This window comes from Chryseobacterium foetidum, assembly GCF_025457425.1.
Lineage (GTDB): Bacteria > Bacteroidota > Bacteroidia > Flavobacteriales > Weeksellaceae > Chryseobacterium > Chryseobacterium foetidum.
Genome location: NZ_JAMXIA010000001.1, coordinates 1,984,357 through 2,005,551, shown reverse-complemented (window position 1 = coordinate 2,005,551; position 21,195 = coordinate 1,984,357). Strand labels below are relative to the sequence as shown.

19 protein-coding genes are annotated in these 21,195 nt (G+C 37.1%); all 19 read left to right on the top strand.

Translation table 11 applies throughout. The features are described 5' to 3' along the window. Positions 1-97: 97 nt before the first annotated feature. The gene (gene mraZ, locus NG809_RS09410; RefSeq protein ID WP_056082924.1) at positions 98-556 is read left to right on the top strand and encodes a division/cell wall cluster transcriptional repressor MraZ; all 459 of its coding nucleotides are present in this window, start codon (positions 98-100) and stop codon (positions 554-556) included. 44 nt (positions 557-600) lie between these two features. Then, positions 601-1,494 (top strand): 16S rRNA (cytosine(1402)-N(4))-methyltransferase RsmH, encoded by an 894-nt coding sequence (gene rsmH / locus NG809_RS09405; protein WP_262150052.1) that lies wholly within the window; start codon positions 601-603, stop codon positions 1,492-1,494. Between the two features lie 123 nt (positions 1,495-1,617). Beyond that, positions 1,618-1,983: an FtsL-like putative cell division protein gene (locus NG809_RS09400; RefSeq protein ID WP_262150050.1), complete on the top strand. Its 366-nt coding sequence runs from the start codon at positions 1,618-1,620 to the stop codon at positions 1,981-1,983. Beyond that, positions 1,967-3,964 (top strand): penicillin-binding transpeptidase domain-containing protein, encoded by a 1,998-nt coding sequence (locus tag NG809_RS09395; RefSeq protein ID WP_262150049.1) that lies wholly within the window; start codon positions 1,967-1,969, stop codon positions 3,962-3,964. Before NG809_RS09400 ends, NG809_RS09395 begins: the two co-directional genes overlap by 17 nt. Positions 3,965-4,059: 95 nt before the next feature. Further along, positions 4,060-5,520, top strand: coding sequence for a UDP-N-acetylmuramoyl-L-alanyl-D-glutamate--2,6-diaminopimelate ligase (locus NG809_RS09390; RefSeq protein ID WP_262150047.1), 1,461 nt, complete (start codon positions 4,060-4,062; stop codon positions 5,518-5,520). A 30-nt stretch (positions 5,521-5,550) separates the two neighbouring features. Then, positions 5,551-5,919, top strand: coding sequence for a four helix bundle protein (locus NG809_RS09385; protein WP_262150045.1), 369 nt, complete (start codon positions 5,551-5,553; stop codon positions 5,917-5,919). A gap of 44 nt (positions 5,920-5,963) precedes the next feature. After that, positions 5,964-7,205 (top strand): phospho-N-acetylmuramoyl-pentapeptide-transferase, encoded by a 1,242-nt coding sequence (mraY, locus tag NG809_RS09380; RefSeq protein ID WP_262150042.1) that lies wholly within the window; start codon positions 5,964-5,966, stop codon positions 7,203-7,205. Positions 7,206-7,292: 87 nt separating this feature from the next. Continuing rightward, entirely contained in the window at positions 7,293-8,618 is a 1,326-nt protein-coding gene (gene murD / locus NG809_RS09375) for a UDP-N-acetylmuramoyl-L-alanine--D-glutamate ligase (protein WP_262150040.1), read from the top strand. A 64-nt stretch (positions 8,619-8,682) separates the two neighbouring features. Further along, positions 8,683-9,921, top strand: a complete 1,239-nt coding sequence (locus NG809_RS09370; protein ID WP_262150038.1) for an FtsW/RodA/SpoVE family cell cycle protein — start codon at positions 8,683-8,685, stop codon at positions 9,919-9,921. Between the two features lie 57 nt (positions 9,922-9,978). Further along, positions 9,979-11,121, top strand: coding sequence for an undecaprenyldiphospho-muramoylpentapeptide beta-N-acetylglucosaminyltransferase (gene murG / locus NG809_RS09365; RefSeq protein ID WP_262150036.1), 1,143 nt, complete (start codon positions 9,979-9,981; stop codon positions 11,119-11,121). A gap of 78 nt (positions 11,122-11,199) precedes the next feature. Next, complete coding sequence (locus NG809_RS09360; RefSeq protein WP_262150034.1) at positions 11,200-11,508, top strand: GIY-YIG nuclease family protein; 309 nt, start codon at positions 11,200-11,202, stop codon at positions 11,506-11,508. A gap of 61 nt (positions 11,509-11,569) precedes the next feature. Next, positions 11,570-12,943 carry a UDP-N-acetylmuramate--L-alanine ligase gene (gene murC / locus NG809_RS09355; RefSeq protein ID WP_262150032.1) on the top strand — a complete coding sequence of 458 codons (1,374 nt, stop codon included), beginning with the start codon at positions 11,570-11,572 and terminating at the stop codon, positions 12,941-12,943. 42 nt (positions 12,944-12,985) lie between these two features. Continuing rightward, complete coding sequence (locus NG809_RS09350; protein WP_262150030.1) at positions 12,986-13,951, top strand: cell division protein FtsQ/DivIB; 966 nt, start codon at positions 12,986-12,988, stop codon at positions 13,949-13,951. 86 nt (positions 13,952-14,037) lie between these two features. After that, positions 14,038-15,438 (top strand): cell division protein FtsA, encoded by a 1,401-nt coding sequence (gene ftsA, locus NG809_RS09345; protein WP_262150029.1) that lies wholly within the window; start codon positions 14,038-14,040, stop codon positions 15,436-15,438. Positions 15,439-15,520: 82 nt separating this feature from the next. Continuing rightward, entirely contained in the window at positions 15,521-17,434 is a 1,914-nt protein-coding gene (ftsZ, locus tag NG809_RS09340) for a cell division protein FtsZ (protein WP_262150027.1), read from the top strand. 91 nt (positions 17,435-17,525) lie between these two features. Next, positions 17,526-17,972 carry a GatB/YqeY domain-containing protein gene (locus tag NG809_RS09335; RefSeq protein ID WP_262150025.1) on the top strand — a complete coding sequence of 149 codons (447 nt, stop codon included), beginning with the start codon at positions 17,526-17,528 and terminating at the stop codon, positions 17,970-17,972. A gap of 406 nt (positions 17,973-18,378) precedes the next feature. Beyond that, positions 18,379-18,789 (top strand): BrxA/BrxB family bacilliredoxin, encoded by a 411-nt coding sequence (locus NG809_RS09330; protein ID WP_262150023.1) that lies wholly within the window; start codon positions 18,379-18,381, stop codon positions 18,787-18,789. A gap of 197 nt (positions 18,790-18,986) precedes the next feature. Further along, on the top strand, positions 18,987-20,486 hold the full coding sequence (locus tag NG809_RS09325; RefSeq protein WP_262150022.1) for a hypothetical protein: 1,500 nt from the start codon (positions 18,987-18,989) through the stop codon (positions 20,484-20,486). A gap of 1 nt (position 20,487) precedes the next feature. Continuing rightward, positions 20,488-21,108, top strand: a complete 621-nt coding sequence (locus NG809_RS09320) for a DUF6705 family protein (RefSeq protein ID WP_262150020.1) — start codon at positions 20,488-20,490, stop codon at positions 21,106-21,108. Positions 21,109-21,195: the final 87 nt, after the last annotated feature.

Here is a 21,195-nt window from a genome sequence, read left to right as displayed (position 1 = left end):
GATGTTTTCAGACCATTAAAGTAAAACTTATTAACATTAAGTCAAAAAGTGGGAAAAAGTGGGAGGTTTTGGAAAAATATTTCTAATTTTGTCCCAAATGAGAAATTTCATTGGAACATATGAGTGCAAAATAGACGACAAAGGCCGTCTCAAAGTACCCTCTTCTTTAATAAAGCAGATGGAGAATTTTGATGACAAAACCTTTGTAGTAAAGCGTTCTGTGTTCCAAAAGTGCCTTGAAGTTTACCCTATGAATGCGTGGGATAAAATGATGGACAAAATTAATAAACTCAACAGATTCAACAAGCAGAATGCTGATTTTATTAGGATGTTTACGGCAGGTGTGAAAACCGTGGAGCTGGATAATGCCGGAAGGCTTCAGATTTCAAAAGATCTTACGCAGTATTCAGGTCTTCAGAAAGACATTGTGATTACGAGTGCAGGTGAACTTTTTGAAATCTGGGACAAGGATGCCTACGAAAGTGTAATCTCAACCAATGAAGAGGATTTTGCAAATCTTGCCGAGCAGGTGATGGGTTCTTTTAATGAAGAATAATTGCTGAACCTTGATTGTAAATAATTAAAAAACACAATCTTAACATGTATCATAATCCCGTTTTATTAAAGCAGAGTGTAGATGATTTGGTGACGAATCCTGACGGCGTGTATGTAGACTGTACGTTTGGTGGTGGCGGTCACTCGAGAGAGATTTTGACCCGGCTTTCAGAAAAAGGAAAGCTGTTCAGTTTTGATCAGGATTTGGATGCGCTTAAAAATACAATAGACGACCCAAGATTTACGCTGATCAATCAGAATTTCAGATTTCTTGAAAATTCTTTGCTGATGTACGGGATTTCCCAAGTTGACGGAGTTTTGGCAGATTTGGGAGTTTCATCCCATCAGTTTGACGAAGCTGTTCGTGGTTTTTCTACCCGAAGCAATGCTCCGCTGGATATGAGAATGAATATCATGCAGAGTCTTGATGCTAAAAAAGTAATCAATGATTATGACGAGGAAGCTTTAGCAGACATTTTCTATTACTACGGCGAGCTGAGAGAAGCGAGAAAATTAGCCCGTGACATCGTTCATCACAGAAAAATCAAGGTGATTGAAACAACTGAAGATCTGAAAAAGCTTTTCAGTTATCTGCCACCTCATAAAGTGAATAAATTTTATGCACAGCTTTTTCAGGCTATCAGAATTGAAGTGAATCAGGAGCTTGATGTTTTAAAAGAAATGCTGGTTCAGTCTTACAATGTTTTGAAACAGGACGGAAGACTGGTGGTAATTTCTTATCACTCACTGGAAGACCGTCTGGTAAAAAGATTCCTGAAAAACGGAATGTTTGAAGGTGAGCCCGAAAGAGATATCTACGGAAACTTCAGCAAAGCATTTGAGCTGGTAAAGAGCAAAGCAGTTATTCCTGATGATCAGGAAATTGAAGAAAACTCAAGAGCCAGAAGTGCAAAAATGAGAACAGGAATAAAGGTTTAAATGTGAATAAGTGAATGGTGAATTGTCAATTGAAAAGCTTTGAAATTCACAATTGACCAACGAACTGAATTCACTGTAAAACAGATTGACATTTAATATTTTAAAATAAGTAAGACAAAGTCTTTGGCAAAGAGAACAACATATAAACCTCAGAAAAAACTCACTTTTATAGATATTGTAAAAGGGAATTTTCTGAATCGTGATGAGGTGAAGGCCCATTACAAATACTTTCTGCTGCTTTTTGTGTTGATGATGGCAATGATTTACACCAACCATTTAGTAAATCAGAAAATTAAAATTGTCAATGCCTTAAAGGAAGAAACCGAAGAATTTAAATCAAGAAATGCTTACGCTCAGAGTAAACTCATCAAAGTAAAAATGGAATCGGAGCTGGGAAAAGAAGTAGCACAGGATTCTCTGATGACGCTCGAAAGCCACCCGCATAAACTACTAATAAAACTGGACAGTACGGATGCAGAATCAAAATGAATACGATAACAAACGTAAAAAAACATTACGTTGGGGCTACCTCTTTGCAGTGGTGGCTTTATGCGTATTTGCACTGTTTATGGGCAGAATTGTACTGTTGCAGAATACCAATGTTACCGAAATTAAAGAAGATTATATCAACAAAAATTACCGTGAAGCCAAGCTGAAAGCTGCGAGAGGAAATCTTTTTGCATCAGACGGATCTATTTTGGCAACTACTGTGATGAGGTACGATATTTATCTCGATTTTAAAACCATGCGCGACACTGTTTATACAAACAATATCGGTGCACTCAGCGATTCTTTAAGCAAAATGTTCGGAAAGCCAAGAGCAGAATACCGCAAAAGGTTTGATGAGCAACGTAAAAAAGGAAAAGAAAATCAGTACTATTCTTTAGTTAGAGGTCTTGATTTTGACCAGTACGACAGGATCCGCAAGTTTCCGATTTTTAAAAGAGGAAAAAATAAAGGAGGTTTCATTGTAGAAAGAAATTACAAGCGCGAACTGGCTACAACTGAAATAGGCTCGGGAACCATTGGAATGGACAATGGTCAGTACACATCTGGTCTTGAAGGTGCCTTTTCAAAATATTTGCGGGGCAAAGACGGCAAACGTCTCGAACAAAGAATCAATTCGTCTCAATGGAAACCTATTGATTACTGGAAAGTGGAGGAGCCTGTTGACGGACAGGATGTTTATACAACTATCGACCTCAGAATTCAGGATATTGCACATTCAGCTTTAGAAAAACAGCTTATTAATTTCGAAGCAAAACACGGAACCGTAATCGTTATGGAAGTGGAAACAGGGAAAGTCCGTGCGATGGTCAATCTACAGCGTGATGATGCCGGTGAGTATGTGGATTCCTACAATTATGCGATAAAGGATAATATTGAACCTGGATCTACATTTAAAGTGATTTCACTTTTGGCAGCAATGGACGACGGTTTTATAGATGAAAAAACAACAGTAAATGTTGGAAGCGGCTCATGGGTTTATGCCAAGCAGAGAATCAATGACGGCCACGGTGGAGGAATCTATGAAATCAGTGATGTTTTGGCGAAATCCAGTAACGTGGGAACTGCAAAACTGATCACTCAGTATTACGCAGACAAGCCACAGATATTTCTGGATCATTTAAAAAGATGGAAGCTTTTCGATAAAATGGATATCGAACTTCCTGGAATTACAAAACCAAAAATTCTTACTCCTGAACATAAAAGATGGAATGCAGCGACCTTAGCATCAATTGGTTATGGTTATTCTACCAACATTAATCTTTTGCAACTGGCGACTTTCTACAATGGTGTAGCCAACAAAGGTAAAATGGTAAAGCCTCTTTTCATCGATAAAATCATGCAGGACGGGAAGGTAACTTTTACAGCAGAGCCGCAGGTAATGGTAAAAAAAATGGCATCAGAAAAAGCAATTCAGATGATGACAAGTGCGCTTACGAAAGCTGTTGAAAAAGGTACGGCGAGAAGTATTTTCACACCCAACCTTAAAATGGCAGGAAAAACCGGAACCGCAAGATTTGAATACTGGTTGCCTGGTCCAATGAAGTACAGAGCGTCATTCGCAGGATTTTATCCGGCAGACAATCCGAAATATACTTGTTACGTCATGATCAGCGAGCCAAATGTTTCCAAAGGATTTTACGGAGGAACAGTTTCTGCGCCGGTTTTTAAGGAAATTGCAGGTAAAACTTTCCTGAAAACACCGCAGAATATTGAAAAGGAAATGCTCGTTGACAAAAAGGTAAACCTGAACAAACTGGTTGAACCGAACGTAAAAGTAGCAGTAAATAATAAACAGATGCCCACTGTTGTCGGTTTAATCGGCAAAAATGTAATTCCTCAACTGGAAAATTTAGGTTATCGGGTGGAATTTAAAGGAGTCGGAAGAATTAAAGAACAGTTTCCTCTCGAAGGCACGGTTATCAGTAAAAATCAAAGGATTTATCTGACGTTGCAGAATTAAAAAATGACAGACAGAAAGCAACGAAGTTGCGAAATGTTGGTAGAATAAGATAAAGTAAATGAATTAGAGGTGCAAAGCACTGACATGTAGGTTATATGGAATTAAGCAAATTATTGGAAAGAATCCAAATTCTGGAAACAGCAGGAAATCCTGAAAGGGAAGTTTCAGCTTTGGTATTCGACAGCAGAAAGGTAACTGAAAACTCATTGTACATTGCAGTGAGAGGAACGGTTGCAGATGGACATTCCTACATCGCATCTTCTATCGAAAAAGGAGCAACAGTAATTATTTGCGAGGAGTTTCCGGAAAATTTAGATGAAAATATTACCTATATCAAAGTAAAAGATTCATCAAAAACTCTTGGACATTTAGCTTCCAATTTTTACGGAAATCCTTCAGAAAAATTAAAGTTAATCGGAGTTACGGGAACAAATGGAAAAACGTCTGTATCTACTTTACTTTTTGATGTGTTTAAAAATTTAGGCTATAATTCTGCCTTATTGTCAACGGTAGAAATAAGAATTGGTGAAAAAGTTATTCCGGCTACACATACAACTCCGGATGTAATTACCATTAATAAAATTTTGGCTCAGGCTGTTGATGAAGGTTGTGAATTCGCTTTTATGGAAGTAAGTTCTCACGGTATTTCTCAAAACAGAATTGAAGGTTTAACTTTTAAAATAGCAGGATTTACTAATCTTACACATGACCACTTAGATTATCATAAAACGTTTGATGAATATCTAAAAACGAAAAAAAGATTTTTTGATGAATTAAATGATGAAGCAGTTGTCATCACCAATGTGGATGATAAAAACGGAAATGTGATGCTTCAAAACACCAAAGCAAAGAAGAAATCCTATGCCTTGAAAACGATGGCAGATTACCACGGTAGAACTTTGGAAGTAGATTTCAACGGAATGCTGTTAAACTTCAACGGAAAAGAATTCTGGACAACCTTAACAGGGAAGTTCAATGTCTACAATTTACTTTTGGTTTTCGGAATTGCTTCAGAATTAGGTTTTCAACAGGAGGAAATTCTTCAGGCAATCAGCATTTTGAAAAGAGTTAATGGCAGATTTGAAACCTTTAAATCTGACGGCGGAATTTTCTTCGTCGTAGATTATGCTCACACTCCGGACGCTTTAGAAAATGTGTTAGACAGCATCAACGAAATCAGAACCAAAAACGAAAGACTGATCACGGTTTTCGGTTGCGGTGGCGACAGAGATCACGCCAAAAGACCAGAAATGGGAAATATTGCGACTAAAAAGTCAACTTTGGCAATCATCACTTCAGACAACCCGCGAACAGAAGATCCAAATGCAATTATAAAAGAAATTGAAGCGGGCGTTGAACCTCAGAATTTCAGCAAATACACTTCAATTCCCGACAGAAGAGAAGCGATAAAAATGGCGATAAAATTTGCCGAGCCTAAAGACATCATCGTCGTAGCCGGAAAAGGCCACGAAAATTATCAGGAAATCAATGGTGTAAAGCATCATTTTGATGATAAAGAAGTAATTAATGAGCTGTGGAAGCTGATGGGTAAATAGGCATAAATGATTATTGATAATTGATGATCGATGGAGAATAATTATAATCAGATTTTTAGCAAAAGAACAAAATCTTTGGCTATTAAAATTATCAATGATTTATCAGAACTGCCATATTCAGATAAAATATCAGTTATTAGAAAACAGATTTTTCGTTCAGCGAGTTCTACAGCAGCCAACTATAGAGCAATGTGCAGAGGGAGATCAGATAAGGAAAAATATGCAAAAATTTGCATTGTTGTCGAAGAAGCAGATGAAACTGTATTTTGGCTGGAAGTTATTGAAGAGGTTAATATGTTGCCAAAAGAAAAAATAGATGAAATAATGAAAGAATCTTTAGAGATTTTAAAAGTAACATCAGCTTACAAAAAACAATTAAGGAATAAACTTGAAGATTAGTTTTAAATATCAATCATCATTTATCAATCATCAATTATAAAAAAATGCTATACTATCTATACGAATATCTTACGAGCCAAGGCATCCACATTCCAGGAATGGGAATGATGAAGTACATCTCTTTCCGTGCAGGAATGGCGGTGTTGCTGTCTTTGTTGATTGCTCTTATTTACGGTAAAAATATCATCAATTACCTGAGAGGAAAACAGATGGGCGAGTTGGTTCGTGATTTGGGATTAGACGGACAAAAACAGAAAGAAGGAACACCAACCATGGGTGGTTTGATCATCATCATTGCAACCCTGATACCTGTTTTACTGTTTACCAGAATTACCAATGTGTATATCGTTCTGCTGATTGTTTCGGTAGTCTGGATGGGTGCAATTGGTTTTATTGATGATTATTTAAAGAAAGTAAAGAAAAACAAAGACGGTCTCAGCGGAAAATTTAAGATCGTTGGGCAGGTTGGTTTAGGGCTAATCGTTGGAGTTACCATGTATTTTCATCCCGATATTACGGTTAAAAGAAAGTACGCTGATGCTAAAGTAGTGAACAGAAATAATGTGGAACAGAATTTTTCTCCAACTGAAAAAATTACCGTATCTACAGTTCCGTTCACCAAAAATAATGAGTTTGACTACAGTGGAATATTGTTTTGGATGGATGATGCCGAAGCTCATGAATGGGCATGGATTGTCTTCATCCCGATTGTAATTTTCATTGTAACAGCAGTCTCAAACGGTGCCAATATCACCGATGGAATTGATGGTCTCGCGGCCGGAACGAGTACGATTATTTTACTGGCGCTGGCATTTTTCGCTTACGTTTCAGGTAACATCATTTTTGCAGATTATCTCAATATTATGTTTCTCCCGAATATGGGTGAAACCACCATTTTTGCCGTCGCCATGGTAGGTGCGGTGATCGGGTTTTTCTGGTACAATACCTATCCCGCTCAAGTTTTCATGGGAGACACGGGAAGTTTAATGCTCGGCGGTGTAATTGCCGTTTTGGCGATTATTTTAAGAAAAGAATTAATGATTCCCGTTTTATGCGGAATCTTTTTAATCGAAAACATATCTGTAATGCTTCAGGTGGTTGTTTTCAAATACAGAAAAAGAAAATTCGGGTTGGAATATGCCCAGAATAACAGATTGTTTAAAATGTCTCCTCTGCATCATCATTATCAGAAAGACGGTTTCCACGAAAGTAAAATCGTTAACAGGATGATTATCATAGGAGTTATGATGGCGATAGTTTGTCTCATTACATTGAAGATGAGGTAGAATTTTGTATAAAGTAAAAAGTATGAATGTATAACAGTTTGAAATACATTGTGCGGCTTACATTGTACATTTTACAAAAAATTAATTATGAAAATAGTTGTTTTAGGAGGTGGCGAAAGCGGTTGTGGTGCTGCTTATCTGGCTAAAAAGAGAGGTTTGGAAGTGTTTCTTTCAGACAAAGGTGCCATTAAGGATAACTACAAACATTTTCTGACTGAAAATGAGATTGAATTTGAAGAGGAAAATCACGATGAGGAAAGAATTTTAAATGCAGACTGGATTGTAAAAAGTCCGGGGATTCCCAAGAAGGCTGAGATGATCACTAAAATTCATGACAAAGGCATCAGACTGTCTTCGGAAATAGAATTTGCCGCGGAATTTACAGATGCGAAGATCATTGCCATCACTGGAAGCAACGGTAAAACGACAACAACGTCTCTTATTTATCATATTCTTAAAAACGACGGATTAAATGTAGGATTAGGCGGAAATATAGGCTACAGTTTTGCAAAACAGGTGGCCGACGAAAACCACGAATATTATGTTTTGGAAGTAAGCTCTTTCCAGCTGGATGATATTCAGAATTTCAGACCTTATATTTCTCTGCTGTTGAATTTGTCTAAAGATCACCTCGATCAGTACAATTACAACTATGAAGAATATGCTTTGGCGAAATTCAGAATTGCTGAAAATCAGGAGAACGACAATTTTTTCATCTACAATAAAGATGACGAAATGAGTAAAAATATTCTCGAAAAATTTGAGATTAAGGCTAAAATGATCCCGTTTTCTACGAAAGAGAAGCTTTCTGAAGGTGGTTTTATTAACGGAGAAAATATTGAAGTTAATCTGAAAGACCAGTTCACCATGAAAATTGATGAATTGTCTTTATTGGGAAATCATAATGTTGCCAACAGTTTAGCGGCCTCAATTGCCGGTAAAATACTAGAAATCAACAATGAAAGTATCAGAAATTCACTGATGACTTTTCAGGCAGTTGAGCACAGACTGGAATTGGTTACAGAGATTAATGGTGTAAAATTCATTAACGACAGTAAGGCAACCAACGTTAACGCCGCTTATTACGCTTTGGAAAGCATGAAAAACCCCACAATATGGATTGTCGGTGGCGTAGATAAAGGAAATGATTACACAGAAGTTGAAGACTTAGTTAAAAGAAAAGTGAAAGCAATTGTCTGCTTAGGGCTTGATAATCAAAAAGTTATCGACTTCTTCAAAGACAAAAAAGAGCTGATTTACAGCACATCAAGCATGGAAGAAGCCGTGAAAGTTTCAAAGTCTCTCGGGAAATCAGGAGATACGGTTTTACTCTCACCATGCTGCGCAAGTTTTGACCTCTTCAATAATTATGAAGACAGAGGTCATCAGTTTAAAGAGCAGGTATTAAAATAAAATGTAAAATGTCAGGTGTACAAAGTACATTGTACTTTATACGTTCTACATCAGTACAAACAATATGAACGAACAGATTACAGAGCAAAAATTTGAATTTCTGAAGGGCGACAAAGTTCTTTGGATGGTCATCATTTTGATTTCCATTTTTTCGATATTTCCGGTTTATTCTGCAAGTTCTAATCTGGAATACATCGTAAACAACGGTACGACAACCAGCCACGTTGTAAAACACATGTTTTTTGTGATTTTAGGATTTGGACTGATGAGAATGGTCGGAATGGTAAAATACGAACACATTGGCAAAATAAGCATGGGATTGCTGATTATCATGTGTGGATTGCTTGTATTAACGATGTTTACAGGTCAAACGATTGACGGAGCGAGTGCTTCACGATGGTTAAAAATTCCGGGTACGCCGTTTTCATTTCAGCCATCGTCATTTGCATTTTTAATGCTGATTATTTATCTCTGCAGATATTTAACCAAAAAAATAGTTAGAGAAAGAACGGTTGGAGAAAATATAGGCTTTATTTTCGGACCCATTTTACTGGTGTTTTTGCTGGTTGCAAAAGACAACGGTTCTACAGCATTGATGATATTAATGGTTTCAGTAATCGTTCTGGTTATCGGACAGCTCCATTGGAAGTACATCGCAGGATTTATTTCAACTTCAGTTATTGCAATTATTTTGTTTTTACTGGTTGCTTTAAATACAAATATGATCGGTGGAAACCGTGTTCACACATGGATGAGCCGTATTGAAACATTTACCTCAAGCAAAGCCAAAACTGCTGATGTAGATGATGAAAGCGTAAAGGCTAAAAATTATCAAGTCATGCAGGCGAAAGCTGCCATCGTTCACGGTGGCGTTACCGGAATGGGACCAGGGAAAAGTGCTTTAAAACAAATGCTTCCACAGTCTGCTTCCGATTTTATATTTGCCATTATCGTTGAAGAATACGGACTTTTCGGTTCAGCATTTCTGATTATTCTGTACATGATTATGATCGTGAGAATTGTAATGATTGCCAGTAAAATGCCTGCGTTTTTCGGATCGTTGCTGGTGTTGAGCATTGGAGTGATGATTTTTGTGCAGTTGGCTGTGAATATTGCAGTTGCCGTCAATTTAATACCTGTTACTGGACAGCCATTGCCGCTGATCAGTTACGGAGGAACTTCAATGTTGGTGACTTACATCCAGTTGGGGCTGGTTTTGAGTGTAAGCTCAAGAATACAGGTTTATGATGAAGAAGGTATTGGCAAAAAACAAAGTGTAGCAGAAATTAACGATATAGCTTAATCCCTTAAATCCCCAAAGGAGACTTTTTAAAAGATAAAAAATATTGTGGAAGCAAAAATGAACATAGAATCTAACATCGCTCGCCCCTTTGGGGGAAAGGGGGATTTTCGCATTCTTATGAGTGGCGGCGGTACAGGAGGACATATCTTCCCGGCTATCGCTATTGCAGATGAAATCAAAAGAAGATTTCCTGATGCAGAATTTTTGTTCATCGGTGCCAACGGAAAAATGGAAATGGAAAAAGTTCCGCAGGCTGGCTACAAAATACAGGGTTTAAACATTGCCGGTTTCGACAGAGGAAATCTGCTTAAAAATATAGGATTGCCTTTCAAGCTTATTTCAAGTTTGATTAAAGCAAAAAAAATAATTAAAGAATTCAAACCTGATTTTGCGGTAGGAACAGGTGGTTTTGCGAGCGGTCCAGCCTTATTCATGGCTGCGAAAATGGGGATTCCCACTTTCATCCAGGAGCAGAATTCTTTTCCTGGAAAGACTAACACTGCCAACAGTAAAAAAGCGAAAGCAATTTTTACAGCCTATCCGGATATGGAGAAATTTTTTCATGGAACTAAAACATTCTTCCTTGGAAATCCGGTTCGCCAAAATGTAATTTCAGACTTAACCGACTCTGAAACTGCAAAAGAAAAATTAGGTTTAGACAAAAATAAATTAACGATTCTTTCAGTAGGTGGTTCGCAAGGTTCACGAACTTTAAACAACGGCTGGAAAGATAATTTAGAAAACCTGAAAGAAAAAGGCCATCAGTTGATTTGGCAAACTGGGAAATTGGACTTTGCGGAGATAACTTCCAGCATCCAGCCTCCGGCTTCCATCCAAATCAAGGAGTTTATTTCCGATATGGCAACTGCCTATTCTGCAGCCGATGTGATCGTTTCCAGAGCGGGAGCAATAGCGATTTCAGAATTGGCGATGGCAAAAAAGCCCGTGATTTTGGTTCCGTTACCAACTGCCGCAGAAGATCATCAGACCAAAAATGCGATGAATTTAGTTGAGAAAAATGCAGCAAGAATTGTAAAAGATTCAGAAATGGAGGAAAAATTCTGGAACACATTATCAGAAATCTGCGAAAACGAAAATGTACGAAAAGAAATGTCAGACAATCTGAAATATTTTGCCAAACCCAATGCGGCAAAAGAAATTGTGGATGAGATTTTTAAGGCTTCGACAAGCTCAGCCTGACAGCGGAAATTTAAAGGCATCCATTATTAGAGATGTCACCCTGAGCTTGTCGAAGGGTTGTTGAATAAGGATAAAATTATGTTGTTATACTACGTTTATATTGTCAAATGTTCCGATAACTCTTATTACACAGGAGTTACAAATGATTTAGAGCGAAGAATAAATGAACATAATGATGGGAACAAGCCAGAAAGCTACACTTATAAAAGAAGACTTGTAGAATTGGTTTTCTACTATGAGTTTAATGATATTAATCAAGCTATAGAATTTGAAAAGCAAGTGAAAGGGTGGAGCAGAAAAAAGAAAGAAGCTATAATAAATGATAATTGGGAATTCCCTGAGCTTGTCGAAGGGTTGTTGAAAAAAAAGATTTCATGTACTAACTAAATTTAGTTAATGCATCAAAATTATAAGATTGCTTAGATAGCAAAACAAGATTAAATTAAAAATGAACAATTTAGAAATATATCAGAATTTTTACTTCGTCGGAATCGGAGGTATTGGGATGAGTGCTTTGGCGCGCTACTTCCATGCTTCGGGCAAGAATGTTTTGGGCTACGATAAAACCAATACAAAACTGACTCAAATGTTGATGAGCGAAGGAATCGATATTGTTTTTGAAGATGTTATTGACGGTAAAATCTCGTCACTTCAGAAAGAAAATACTTTGGTCATCTACACTCCGGCAATCAAAAAACTGGGGATACTGGATTATTTTAATGAAAATGATTTTAAAGTAAAAAAGAGAGCAAAAGTTTTAGGCTTAATTACCGAAAACACAAACTGCATCGCTGTTGCAGGAACCCACGGAAAGACAACAACATCTACTTTGGTTTCGCATTTGTGTAAAGAAGCAGATTTGCCTTTCTCATGTTTCTTAGGTGGAATTTCTGAGAATTTTAAATCAAATTTCCTGTTTAACGGAACGGAATTTTCTGTGGTGGAAGCCGACGAATATGACAGAAGTTTCCTCAACCTTTCTCCGGATTGGGCGGTGATTACTTCCACGGATGCCGATCATTTGGATATTTACGGAGATAAAAATACAATCGAAGAAGGTTTCAGACAGTTTGCAGCATTGGTTCCGGAAGACAAACAGCTTTTTGTAAGAAAAGGAATTGATATAGGAAGAGCACACAAAACCTACGCCGTCAACGAGGAAGCCGATTATTACTCAGATAATCTCCGCATGGATTATGATAAAATCTATTTCGATTTTCATGTACCAGCAAACGATTGTCACTCTGAGCTTGTCGAAGAGTTCGTTTGGGATGTTCCGGGAATTCACAATGTAGAAAATGCGACGGTTGCGATTGCCATTCTGCACAATTTAGGAGTTGATTTTGAAACTTTAAAGAAAGCTATAGCCAATTTTAAAGGCATCAAAAGAAGATATACGAAACATATTTATCCGGGCGGAAAAATTTACATTGACGATTACGCGCATCATCCGACAGAAATTAATGCGGTTGTGGGTTCAATTAAAACATTTTATCCGGATAAAAAATTATTGGTGGTATTTCAGCCCCATTTATTCAGCAGAACAAGAGATTTTGCTGACGGATTTGCTGAAAGTTTAAGCAATTCTGAGGAGTTGATTTTGCTCGATATCTATCCGGCGAGAGAGCTTCAGGAGAATTTTGAAGGCATTACTTCAGACTGGCTATTGGAAAAAGTGACTTTAGATAAAAAGGAAATTTCAAATTTATCTGAAGCATTTAATAAAATAAAAGAAAAGGAGTTTGACATTTTACTCACTGTCGGTGCGGGAAATATAGATACGCTGTACGACCCGATTTGTGAGTGGTTAAGTAAAAATTAAGATAAAACAGTATGAAAGTCCCCTTTGGGGATTTAGGGGATTATGAAAAACAAATACAGAATTTTAAAAATTGCCATCACAGTGATCATTCTTGGTTTCCTGCTGAGTTTCTCGTTAAAGAAATTCAGTGGTCAGAAGATTACGGATGAGAAAATTTCTGTAAAAATGAATGAGAAAACGCCGGTTTACTTTATTGACGAAAAAGATATCAAGCAAATCGTCATCAAGGAAAATCCTTCCGGCAAAGTGGGAGATTTAAATATTCCGGAGCTGGAAAAGAAAATCAATGCACTTCCGGCGGTTGACAGTGCCAATGTTTATTTAAATTTAAACGGAAAGCTGCATCTGGATATCAAACAGAGAGTTCCGGTGTTCCGCCTAAATTACAACGGGAGAGATTTCTATGTTGATGAAAAAGGAACTGAATTTCCAATTTCGAAAACCTATTCGCATTCATGCATGTTGGTGACTGGAAATGTGAAGAAAGACGAATATGAAAAAGTGGCGGAACTGGTGAGCAAAATTGATAAAGACGATTTCAGTAAAAAGTATTTTATAGGAATTTCAAAACATAAAGACAGTTATTACCTGTTGACCAGTGAAGGAAATTATAAAGTGGAAATCGGAGATCTGGATCATATAGATTTTAAAGTAAAAGGTTTCAAAACATTTGTGGAAAAGTTTCTGATATTTCAGGATTCCCAGAAATACAGTATGGTTTCTGTGAAATATGATAATCAGATTGTGACAACGCTGAATCCCTATTTTAAAGAAAACGACAGTATTCTGAAAGCAGGCCATAAAGATTTAGCTAAAACTCCCGTTGCAGCAACTCCGGCAAAAAAGGAGGAAGTAAAAGCAAAACCGGCAGAGAAAAAAGCAGCTTCAGCAAAACCTAAAGAATCGGTGAAGCCCAAATCAGCTGTAAAAACAAAGGAGAAAAAGAAAGCTCTGGAGAAGAAAACGGCAGCAAAGCCGAAAACAAAAGCAAAGGTAAAAATAGAATAAAAAAGTCCCAAAGGGACGGCATAACAAAAGATAGGATGAAATCCTATTAAATAAATTAAGGAATAAAATCAAATCGATATAACACAATGGAAAATCAAGAGTATTCAGTAGGTCTTGACATCGGGACGACTAAAATTGTCGCCATTGTCGGAAGAAGGAATGCCCACGGGAAAATAGAAATTCTCGGTGTGGGGAAGGCCAAAAGTCTTGGAGTACACAAAGGTATTGTGAATAACATTTCACAAACCATTAATTCAATCAAAGCAGCTGTGGCAGAGGCACAGTCAAGCGCGGGAGTGCCTATCCGTAAAGTAACGGTGGGGATTGCGGGTAAACACATCCGTTCGCTTCAGCATTCAGATTATATTATGCGTGAACATCCGGATAAATTCATCACAGATGATGATATTGAAGCATTAAAAGATCAGGTGAAAAAGCTAGTCATGCTTCCGGGAGAAGAAATTATCCACGTACTTCCTCAGGAGTACAAAGTGGATTCTGAAGGAGAAATTCAGGAGCCGATCGGCATGCATGGAAGTCGTCTTGAAGCCAAGTTCCACGTTGTCGTTGGGCAGATGGGAAGCATCAGAAATATCGCAAGATGCGTTCGTGAGGCAGGCCTTGAGATGGAAGCGCTTACTTTGGAGCCTTTGGCATCTTCGGAGGCAGTTTTAACGAAGGAAGAAAAAGAAGCGGGTGTCGCCATTGTTGACATCGGTGGTGGTACTACAGATATTGCAATCTTCAAAGACAGCATTATCCGTCATACCTGCGTGATTCCTTACGGTGGTGGAATTATCACCGAAGACATCAAGGAAGGATGTTCAATTATTGAAAAACATGCCGAGCAACTGAAAGTAAAATTCGGTTCTGCAGTGCCTGAGCTTGAAAAAGACAGCACGTATGTAACAATTCCAGGACTTCACGGAAGACCTGATAAAGAAATTTCTCTTAAAACTTTAGCACAGATCATCAATGCCAGAGTGGAAGAAATTCTCGATCTTGTCAATACAGAACTAAAGGCTTACGGAGCTTTCGATCAGAAGAAAAAGTTAATCGCAGGAATTGTACTTACGGGTGGTGGATCAAACCTGAAACACCTTCGTCAGCTCGCCAATTACACCACAGGTTTTGACAGCAGAATTGGTTTTGCAAATGAATATGTGGCAAACGATAAAAATCAGTATCTTAAGGGACCGGAATTTGCGACCTCAATCGGTTTGCTGATGGAAAGTTTAAAGATCAGGGACAAAAAATCCAATCTTCCTGAAGAGGAAATTATTGTTGAAGAACCGAAAGCAAAAGTGCAGAACGATACGGTTGCAGCCGCTGATAACGAAGCAAATATTGCTCCGGTACAGGCAGAGCAGCCAACATATTTGCCACCATCCGAAATAGAACAGCCATCTGAAAAAAGACAGGCTAAGCCAACTTTCGGACAGTCGCTGATGGAAAAGGTTAAAAAATTCTTCGAGGAAGTAGAGTAAAAAAAATATAAATGATGAATGATCGGCGATAAATGATGTATCCGGGATCATTAGTCAAAAATCAATTGTTAAAAATATAGATATGGAAAATATAGGAACACAGGGATTTTCATTTGATTTACCAAAAGGAAATTCGTCAATCATAAAAGTAATCGGTGTAGGTGGCGGCGGTAACAATGCCCTGAAGCACATGTACGAAAAAGGAATTCACGGGGTAGATTTCGTGATTTGCAATACAGATGCCCAGACTTTGGATAATAATCCTGTTGCCAACAAAGTTCAGTTGGGAACCACAATTACAGAAGGTCTTGGTGCCGGTGCAGATCCTGAAGTAGGAGAAAAATCTGCAATCGAAAGCATTGAAGACATCAAAGCTGCGATGGGACAGAATACCAAAATGGTCTTTATCACTGCCGGAATGGGCGGTGGTACAGGTACCGGTGCTGCTCCTGTCATTGCAAAAGTGGCAAAAGACATGGGAATCCTTACTGTAGGAATTGTTACCGTGCCTTTCAGCTTTGAAGGTAAAAGAAGACTGGATCAGGCTGAATTAGGTCTTGAAAAATTAAGAAATAATGTTGATTCATTAATCGTAATCAACAACGATAAATTAAGACAGCAGTTTGGAAATTTAGGTTTCAAACAGGGTTTCTCAAAAGCCGATGAAGTGTTAACCAACGCTGCGAAAGGGATGGCAGAGGTGATTACAGGTTACTTTGACGTAAACATTGACTTTAGAGATGCTAAATCTGTACTTCAGAATTCCGGTACAGCATTGATGTCTACAGGTATGGCTTCAGGCGAAAACAAAGCCGAGGAAGCTGTGAAAAAAGCATTGGATTCCCCATTGTTGAACGACAACAAAATTACGGGCGCAAGAAACGTGTTGTTGTTGATCAGAAGCGGCGTGGAAGAAGCTACAATGGACGAAATCGGAATTATCATGGATTATATCCAGAAGGAAGCTGGTCACACGGCAGACATCATCTTCGGTGTGGGTGCAGATGAGGAATTGGGTGATGCAGTAAGCGTATTGGTGATTGCTACTGGTTTTTCAAACGACAACCAAAAGTTTTCAGGACCTACTGAGAAAATCAGAATCGGTTTGAATGATACTTTGGAAACTCCGAAAGCATCTCCTTTCAAAACAAAGGAAGAGAGAGAGACAACACCTGAGCAGGGTTACGATTTCGGTGGAAAAAATCTTTTCAGATTAGATGATGAAGAGCAGGATTTACCGCAATTCAAATTGTTGTCTTCTGAAAAAAAAATGATTATTGAGGAGGAAGAAGTAGAAACTGCAATCAAATTCTCTGACAGAGAGGAAGATACAGCAGAGGGCTTCACGCATAGCTGGAAAAACGAAGAACCTTCACGTGATGAAAGCGTAAATCTGTTCACTTTCGAAGAAGATTCAAACGATTTGGAAATTCAGTCTTTCTCATTTGATTTTGAAAACAAAAAAGAAGAACCGAAACAGAACAATTTCAGCAACAGTTTTTCTCAGGAGAAGCCTGTAGAATTTAATTTTACTGTAAACGAGCCTGTTTCTGAACCGAAATATGACTTCGGACAGCCAAAAAATGAAGTGGAAACTTCGGCAGTGATTGAAAAAAGAGTAGAAGAAACTACACACACTGTGGAAACTTTCTACCAGACTACTGAACAGCCTAAAACTGAACAGCAGCCAGTGTTTGAAAAGAGAGTTGAAACAGAAACAACAAGACAGACAGAATCTGAATTTTCTTTTGTCAATAAACCTGCCGATCAGGAAAAAGTGTTGGAAAGAAGAAACAAACTGAAAGAATTCAACTCCCGTTATCAGAGTTTTGACAAACAGGATGATTTCGAAACAATTCCGGCTTTCAAAAGAAAAAATATTTCTATCGACGGTGCCAACGCATCAGAACATAACATCCACAGTTTTATATCTGAAAGCAACGACGGCTCCGTCCAGATTAGAGAAAACAGATTTTTAAATAAAGATGTAGATTAATTGCGGTTAGCATTTGGCTTCTGGCGAATGGCTTAAAAACGTCATATTAATTAAGCCAATAGCCAGATGCTAATAGCCAAAAGCATAAACTATGAGTTTAGAACTTACCATCAGCGAAGCGATAAAAACAGCCATGAGAGCCAAAGACAGAGTAGCTTTGGATTCTTTGAGAGCTGTAAAATCACAGATATTATTATTAAAAACCGAGGCTTTGGGTGCCGAAGTTTCTCCTGAGCAGGAAATCGCTATTCTTCAGAGAATGGTGAAGCAGCGTAAGGATTCTTATGACCAGTTCATGGCTCAGGGAAGAAACGATTTGGCAGAAGTAGAAGAAGCTCAGATGAAAGTAATCGAGCAGTATTTACCAAAACAGTTATCTGCCGAAGAACTGGAAGCTGAAATAAAAGCCATCATTGCCGAAACCGGTGCCGAATCTATGAAAGATTTAGGAAAAGTAATGGGAACAGCATCAAAAAACCTCGCAGGAAAATCTGACGGAAAAAGCATTTCCGAAATGGCGAAGAAGCTGCTTTCGTAAACACAATTGATCAATGATAATTGATGTTTGATATCATTCATCAATTATAGATCATCAGTTATATTTTTTGGATATTCAACCTTTGCATATCGATTTGATTAAAGAAGCCCGAGAATTTATTTTCGGGCTTCATTTTGTTTGAAACTAAAACTTCAAATGTAATAGTTAGAGGGAAGTTTATTATTTGAAATATAGTTTACGTGAATAAATAATCCTCAAGAATCAATTTTCTTTCATGTAAAATCGGTTTTAGAATCAATTCAAATTTAACAAAAATTTATGAATAAACAAATTTTATTATTCATTTCCCAATATTGCTTTTCTTAAAGTTTCAAATAGTTTTTATAAATCAATTAAAAAATATAATTGTTGTAAATTTGTGTCGAATTTAAAAATGAATTAAAATATGTATCCAACAGATTTAGTAATGCCGATGAAGGCAGAGCTTACAGATAAAGGCTTCGAAAATTTAGATACACCTGAAGCGGTGGAAACTGCTTTGAAGCAATCAGGAACAACACTTTTGGTAATCAATTCTGTTTGTGGATGTGCGGCTGGTGCTGCAAGACCGGGAGTTGTTTATTCTGTTACAGGAGATAAAAAACCGGATCATTTAACAACTGTTTTCGCTGGTTATGACGTTGATGCTGTAGCTGAAGCCAGAAAACATTTGGCACCATTCCCTCCAAGCTCACCTTGTGTAGCGCTTTTCAAAGACGGAGAATTGGTACACATGCTTGAAAGACACCACATCGAAGGAAATCCTGCGGGAGCCATCGCTGCCAATCTTCAGGCTGCTTACGACGAGTATTGTTAGTAATATTTTTAATAATCTCAAGACCGCTGTACTTTTTGTGCAGCGGTTTTTTTGTTTTTATTTAAGTAAATGAGGTTTACCGTAATTATTTCTGAAATTATTTGGTTTAATTTGAATAAAAATTCACAAAGTGTTGTATAAAACTGTAAATATCTTATTTTTGTGAAACAAATTTTGAAACAAATTTATTTTATATATTGAAACAGAAATTATTAAAGTCAGGTCGCCAAATCCGTTGGTTGGGATCTTTATCCGTATTTTTATTTGTTCTTTTTTCCTGCACAAGTGAGCTCCTTCAAAGTGAGCAGGAATACAGTAAAAATACAACTCAAAATCTTATAAGACAGCTTCGTTACGCAGAATTTAAAAATGAAGCTCCTAATGTCTTTGAAAAACTAAAGTTTAAAAGTCTAAAGAATAGTAAGGATACTGAACATTCGAAAACATTCGTTATCAATGACTTTTCAATTGATGCAGAATATGTATATATTTCTGAGCAGGATAACGGAAAGAAAACATATACTTTTTATTTAGAGAAAGAAGAAAGATCCTCGTATCTGGAAAATTATGTTCTAAACGAACAGGATAACGGTATTTTTGATGCATATATGATAAGGTATGACAGTATCATCGTAAATCATCAGTCTCAAATTGCAAAAGAAGATGTAGCCAATCATGTAAAATTAGAATATCTCGGTCTGTTACGGGATAATTCGTCAGTAGAAAGAGCTTTGTATTGTCCGAAAGTTCCATTTCAAGAATATGTATATGTTCCAGGAATCTGTAGTAGTGAGATACATCAGACAGGTGAAGCCGGCTGTCTCTGCGGTACTCCCGGACATATGGATTGTACACCTGCTGATGAGGGTTTTTATATTATACAATATGTTATGCTGCCTACTGACTGTGGGGGTGGCGGTGCTTCTCCTGGTGGCGGAGTGGGGCCGGGTTCTTCGCCAATTTCTACAGGACCGTATAATCCGGGAGGAGGTTTTGGGTCTGTAGCAGACCCGTGTGATAAAATTAAAAATACTAATACTAAATTTACAAAGTTAAAACCTGCTCTTGTTACAATTTCAGGAACAACTTCTCAAAATCAAGAGAATGGATTTTTTATTGATGCTGCAGCGACTTCTTCAACGACAAACCCTATTCAAAATTTTCCTGTAGGAGCGGCTGGGACAATTGACATTAGTGATAATCCACTGCAGAAATATGTAGTTATCGTACATACACATGATGCTAATGGTATAACGGGGAATGGAACATACTCTGTTTTTACTTGGGATGATTTAGCTAAAATAAATCAGCTTCTAATAAAAAATCATATTGACGTTGCTAATTTTATTTTTTACGTAATTACGGCAGATGGTACAAAATATGCAATGACAATTGAAAATCCTGCCGTTTTCCAGAATTTTTTCTACTATCAAAATCCAAATAATATTGGGCAAACTGTTGATGTAGAAAGATTCAAAAAAATAGAAAAAGTATTTACCAAATACTATAAAAAACCTTCAGGCTTACTTTCTGAAACAAGTAATCCACTAAATGACAAAGTAAATTTTTTAAAATTTTTAAAAGATACAGGTCTTTCATCAGGTGTATCTTTGTTTGAGAGTAATAGTGATTTTACATCTTATTCTAAAATTACATTAAAATCAAATGGAATAGTTAATTCTCAAAATTGTAATTAAAATGAAAACAAAATTATTTATCTTCCTGCTTTTTTTGGCAAATACAATTTTTGCACAACAGATTACAGAATATAAAAATCTATATACTGACAACACTTCATTTGATTTTCCACCTGCGAATCCAAAATATTATAAGGATATTAATCATTACTTTGATTCTTTTGTAGGTACGTGGAAATATACGAATGGTAATAAGACATTTATTGTTACGCTTTGGAAAGAAGCTATGAGTGAGTTTAAAGATTATGAGGATTTAAATGTAAATTATTACGCGGATAATATTTATGGGCATTACAAAATGGTGCAAGATTATGGCACGTCTAATCAATCAATAATATATACCTCAGAAATTAATATGGGAGTATCTTCTACACAATGGCCAACTGTAGTATTTGCAGATGCTGTTGAACCAAATAAATTAGCAGGACACTTGTATGATATCAAAACAGAGCCAGCAAATTCAGAATTTTTTCCCTTAAGAGGTTTTATAAGCTTAACAATTAATTCCGGGAGTAATCCTGTAACAGCTCATTGGAAAGTTACAGACTCTGAAGAGAGACTCTCAAGTGGTAAAAATTATAGTTTTGTAATACCGACAGATATAACTCTAACGAAAGAGTAATATTATAGTTTAATAAAAAAATTATCCTGCTGTACTTTTTGTGCAGCGGTTTTTTTATACCCAAAAATTTCCTGCCTATCCAAGAAT

Excerpts from the sequence above, each read along its gene's own strand:
- ftsZ (WP_262150027.1), top strand. The coding sequence starts at position 15,521 with ATGGAAAATATAGGAACACAGGGATTTTCATTTGATTTACCAAAAGGA.
- NG809_RS09390 (WP_262150047.1), top strand. The coding sequence starts at position 4,060 with ATGGAATTAAGCAAATTATTGGAAAGAATCCAAATTCTGGAAACAGCA.
- mraZ (WP_056082924.1), top strand. The coding sequence starts at position 98 with ATGAGAAATTTCATTGGAACATATGAGTGCAAAATAGACGACAAAGGC.
- NG809_RS09335 (WP_262150025.1), top strand. The coding sequence starts at position 17,526 with ATGAGTTTAGAACTTACCATCAGCGAAGCGATAAAAACAGCCATGAGA.
- NG809_RS09350 (WP_262150030.1), top strand. The coding sequence starts at position 12,986 with ATGAAAAACAAATACAGAATTTTAAAAATTGCCATCACAGTGATCATT.
- murD (WP_262150040.1), top strand. The coding sequence starts at position 7,293 with ATGAAAATAGTTGTTTTAGGAGGTGGCGAAAGCGGTTGTGGTGCTGCT.
- NG809_RS09360 (WP_262150034.1), top strand. The coding sequence starts at position 11,200 with ATGTTGTTATACTACGTTTATATTGTCAAATGTTCCGATAACTCTTAT.
- NG809_RS09320 (WP_262150020.1), top strand. The coding sequence starts at position 20,488 with ATGAAAACAAAATTATTTATCTTCCTGCTTTTTTTGGCAAATACAATT.
- NG809_RS09385 (WP_262150045.1), top strand. The coding sequence starts at position 5,551 with ATGGAGAATAATTATAATCAGATTTTTAGCAAAAGAACAAAATCTTTG.
- mraY (WP_262150042.1), top strand. The coding sequence starts at position 5,964 with ATGCTATACTATCTATACGAATATCTTACGAGCCAAGGCATCCACATT.
- rsmH (WP_262150052.1), top strand. The coding sequence starts at position 601 with ATGTATCATAATCCCGTTTTATTAAAGCAGAGTGTAGATGATTTGGTG.
- NG809_RS09330 (WP_262150023.1), top strand. The coding sequence starts at position 18,379 with ATGTATCCAACAGATTTAGTAATGCCGATGAAGGCAGAGCTTACAGAT.
- ftsA (WP_262150029.1), top strand. The coding sequence starts at position 14,038 with ATGGAAAATCAAGAGTATTCAGTAGGTCTTGACATCGGGACGACTAAA.
- NG809_RS09395 (WP_262150049.1), top strand. The coding sequence starts at position 1,967 with ATGCAGAATCAAAATGAATACGATAACAAACGTAAAAAAACATTACGT.
- murC (WP_262150032.1), top strand. The coding sequence starts at position 11,570 with ATGAACAATTTAGAAATATATCAGAATTTTTACTTCGTCGGAATCGGA.
- murG (WP_262150036.1), top strand. The coding sequence starts at position 9,979 with ATGAACATAGAATCTAACATCGCTCGCCCCTTTGGGGGAAAGGGGGAT.
- NG809_RS09370 (WP_262150038.1), top strand. The coding sequence starts at position 8,683 with ATGAACGAACAGATTACAGAGCAAAAATTTGAATTTCTGAAGGGCGAC.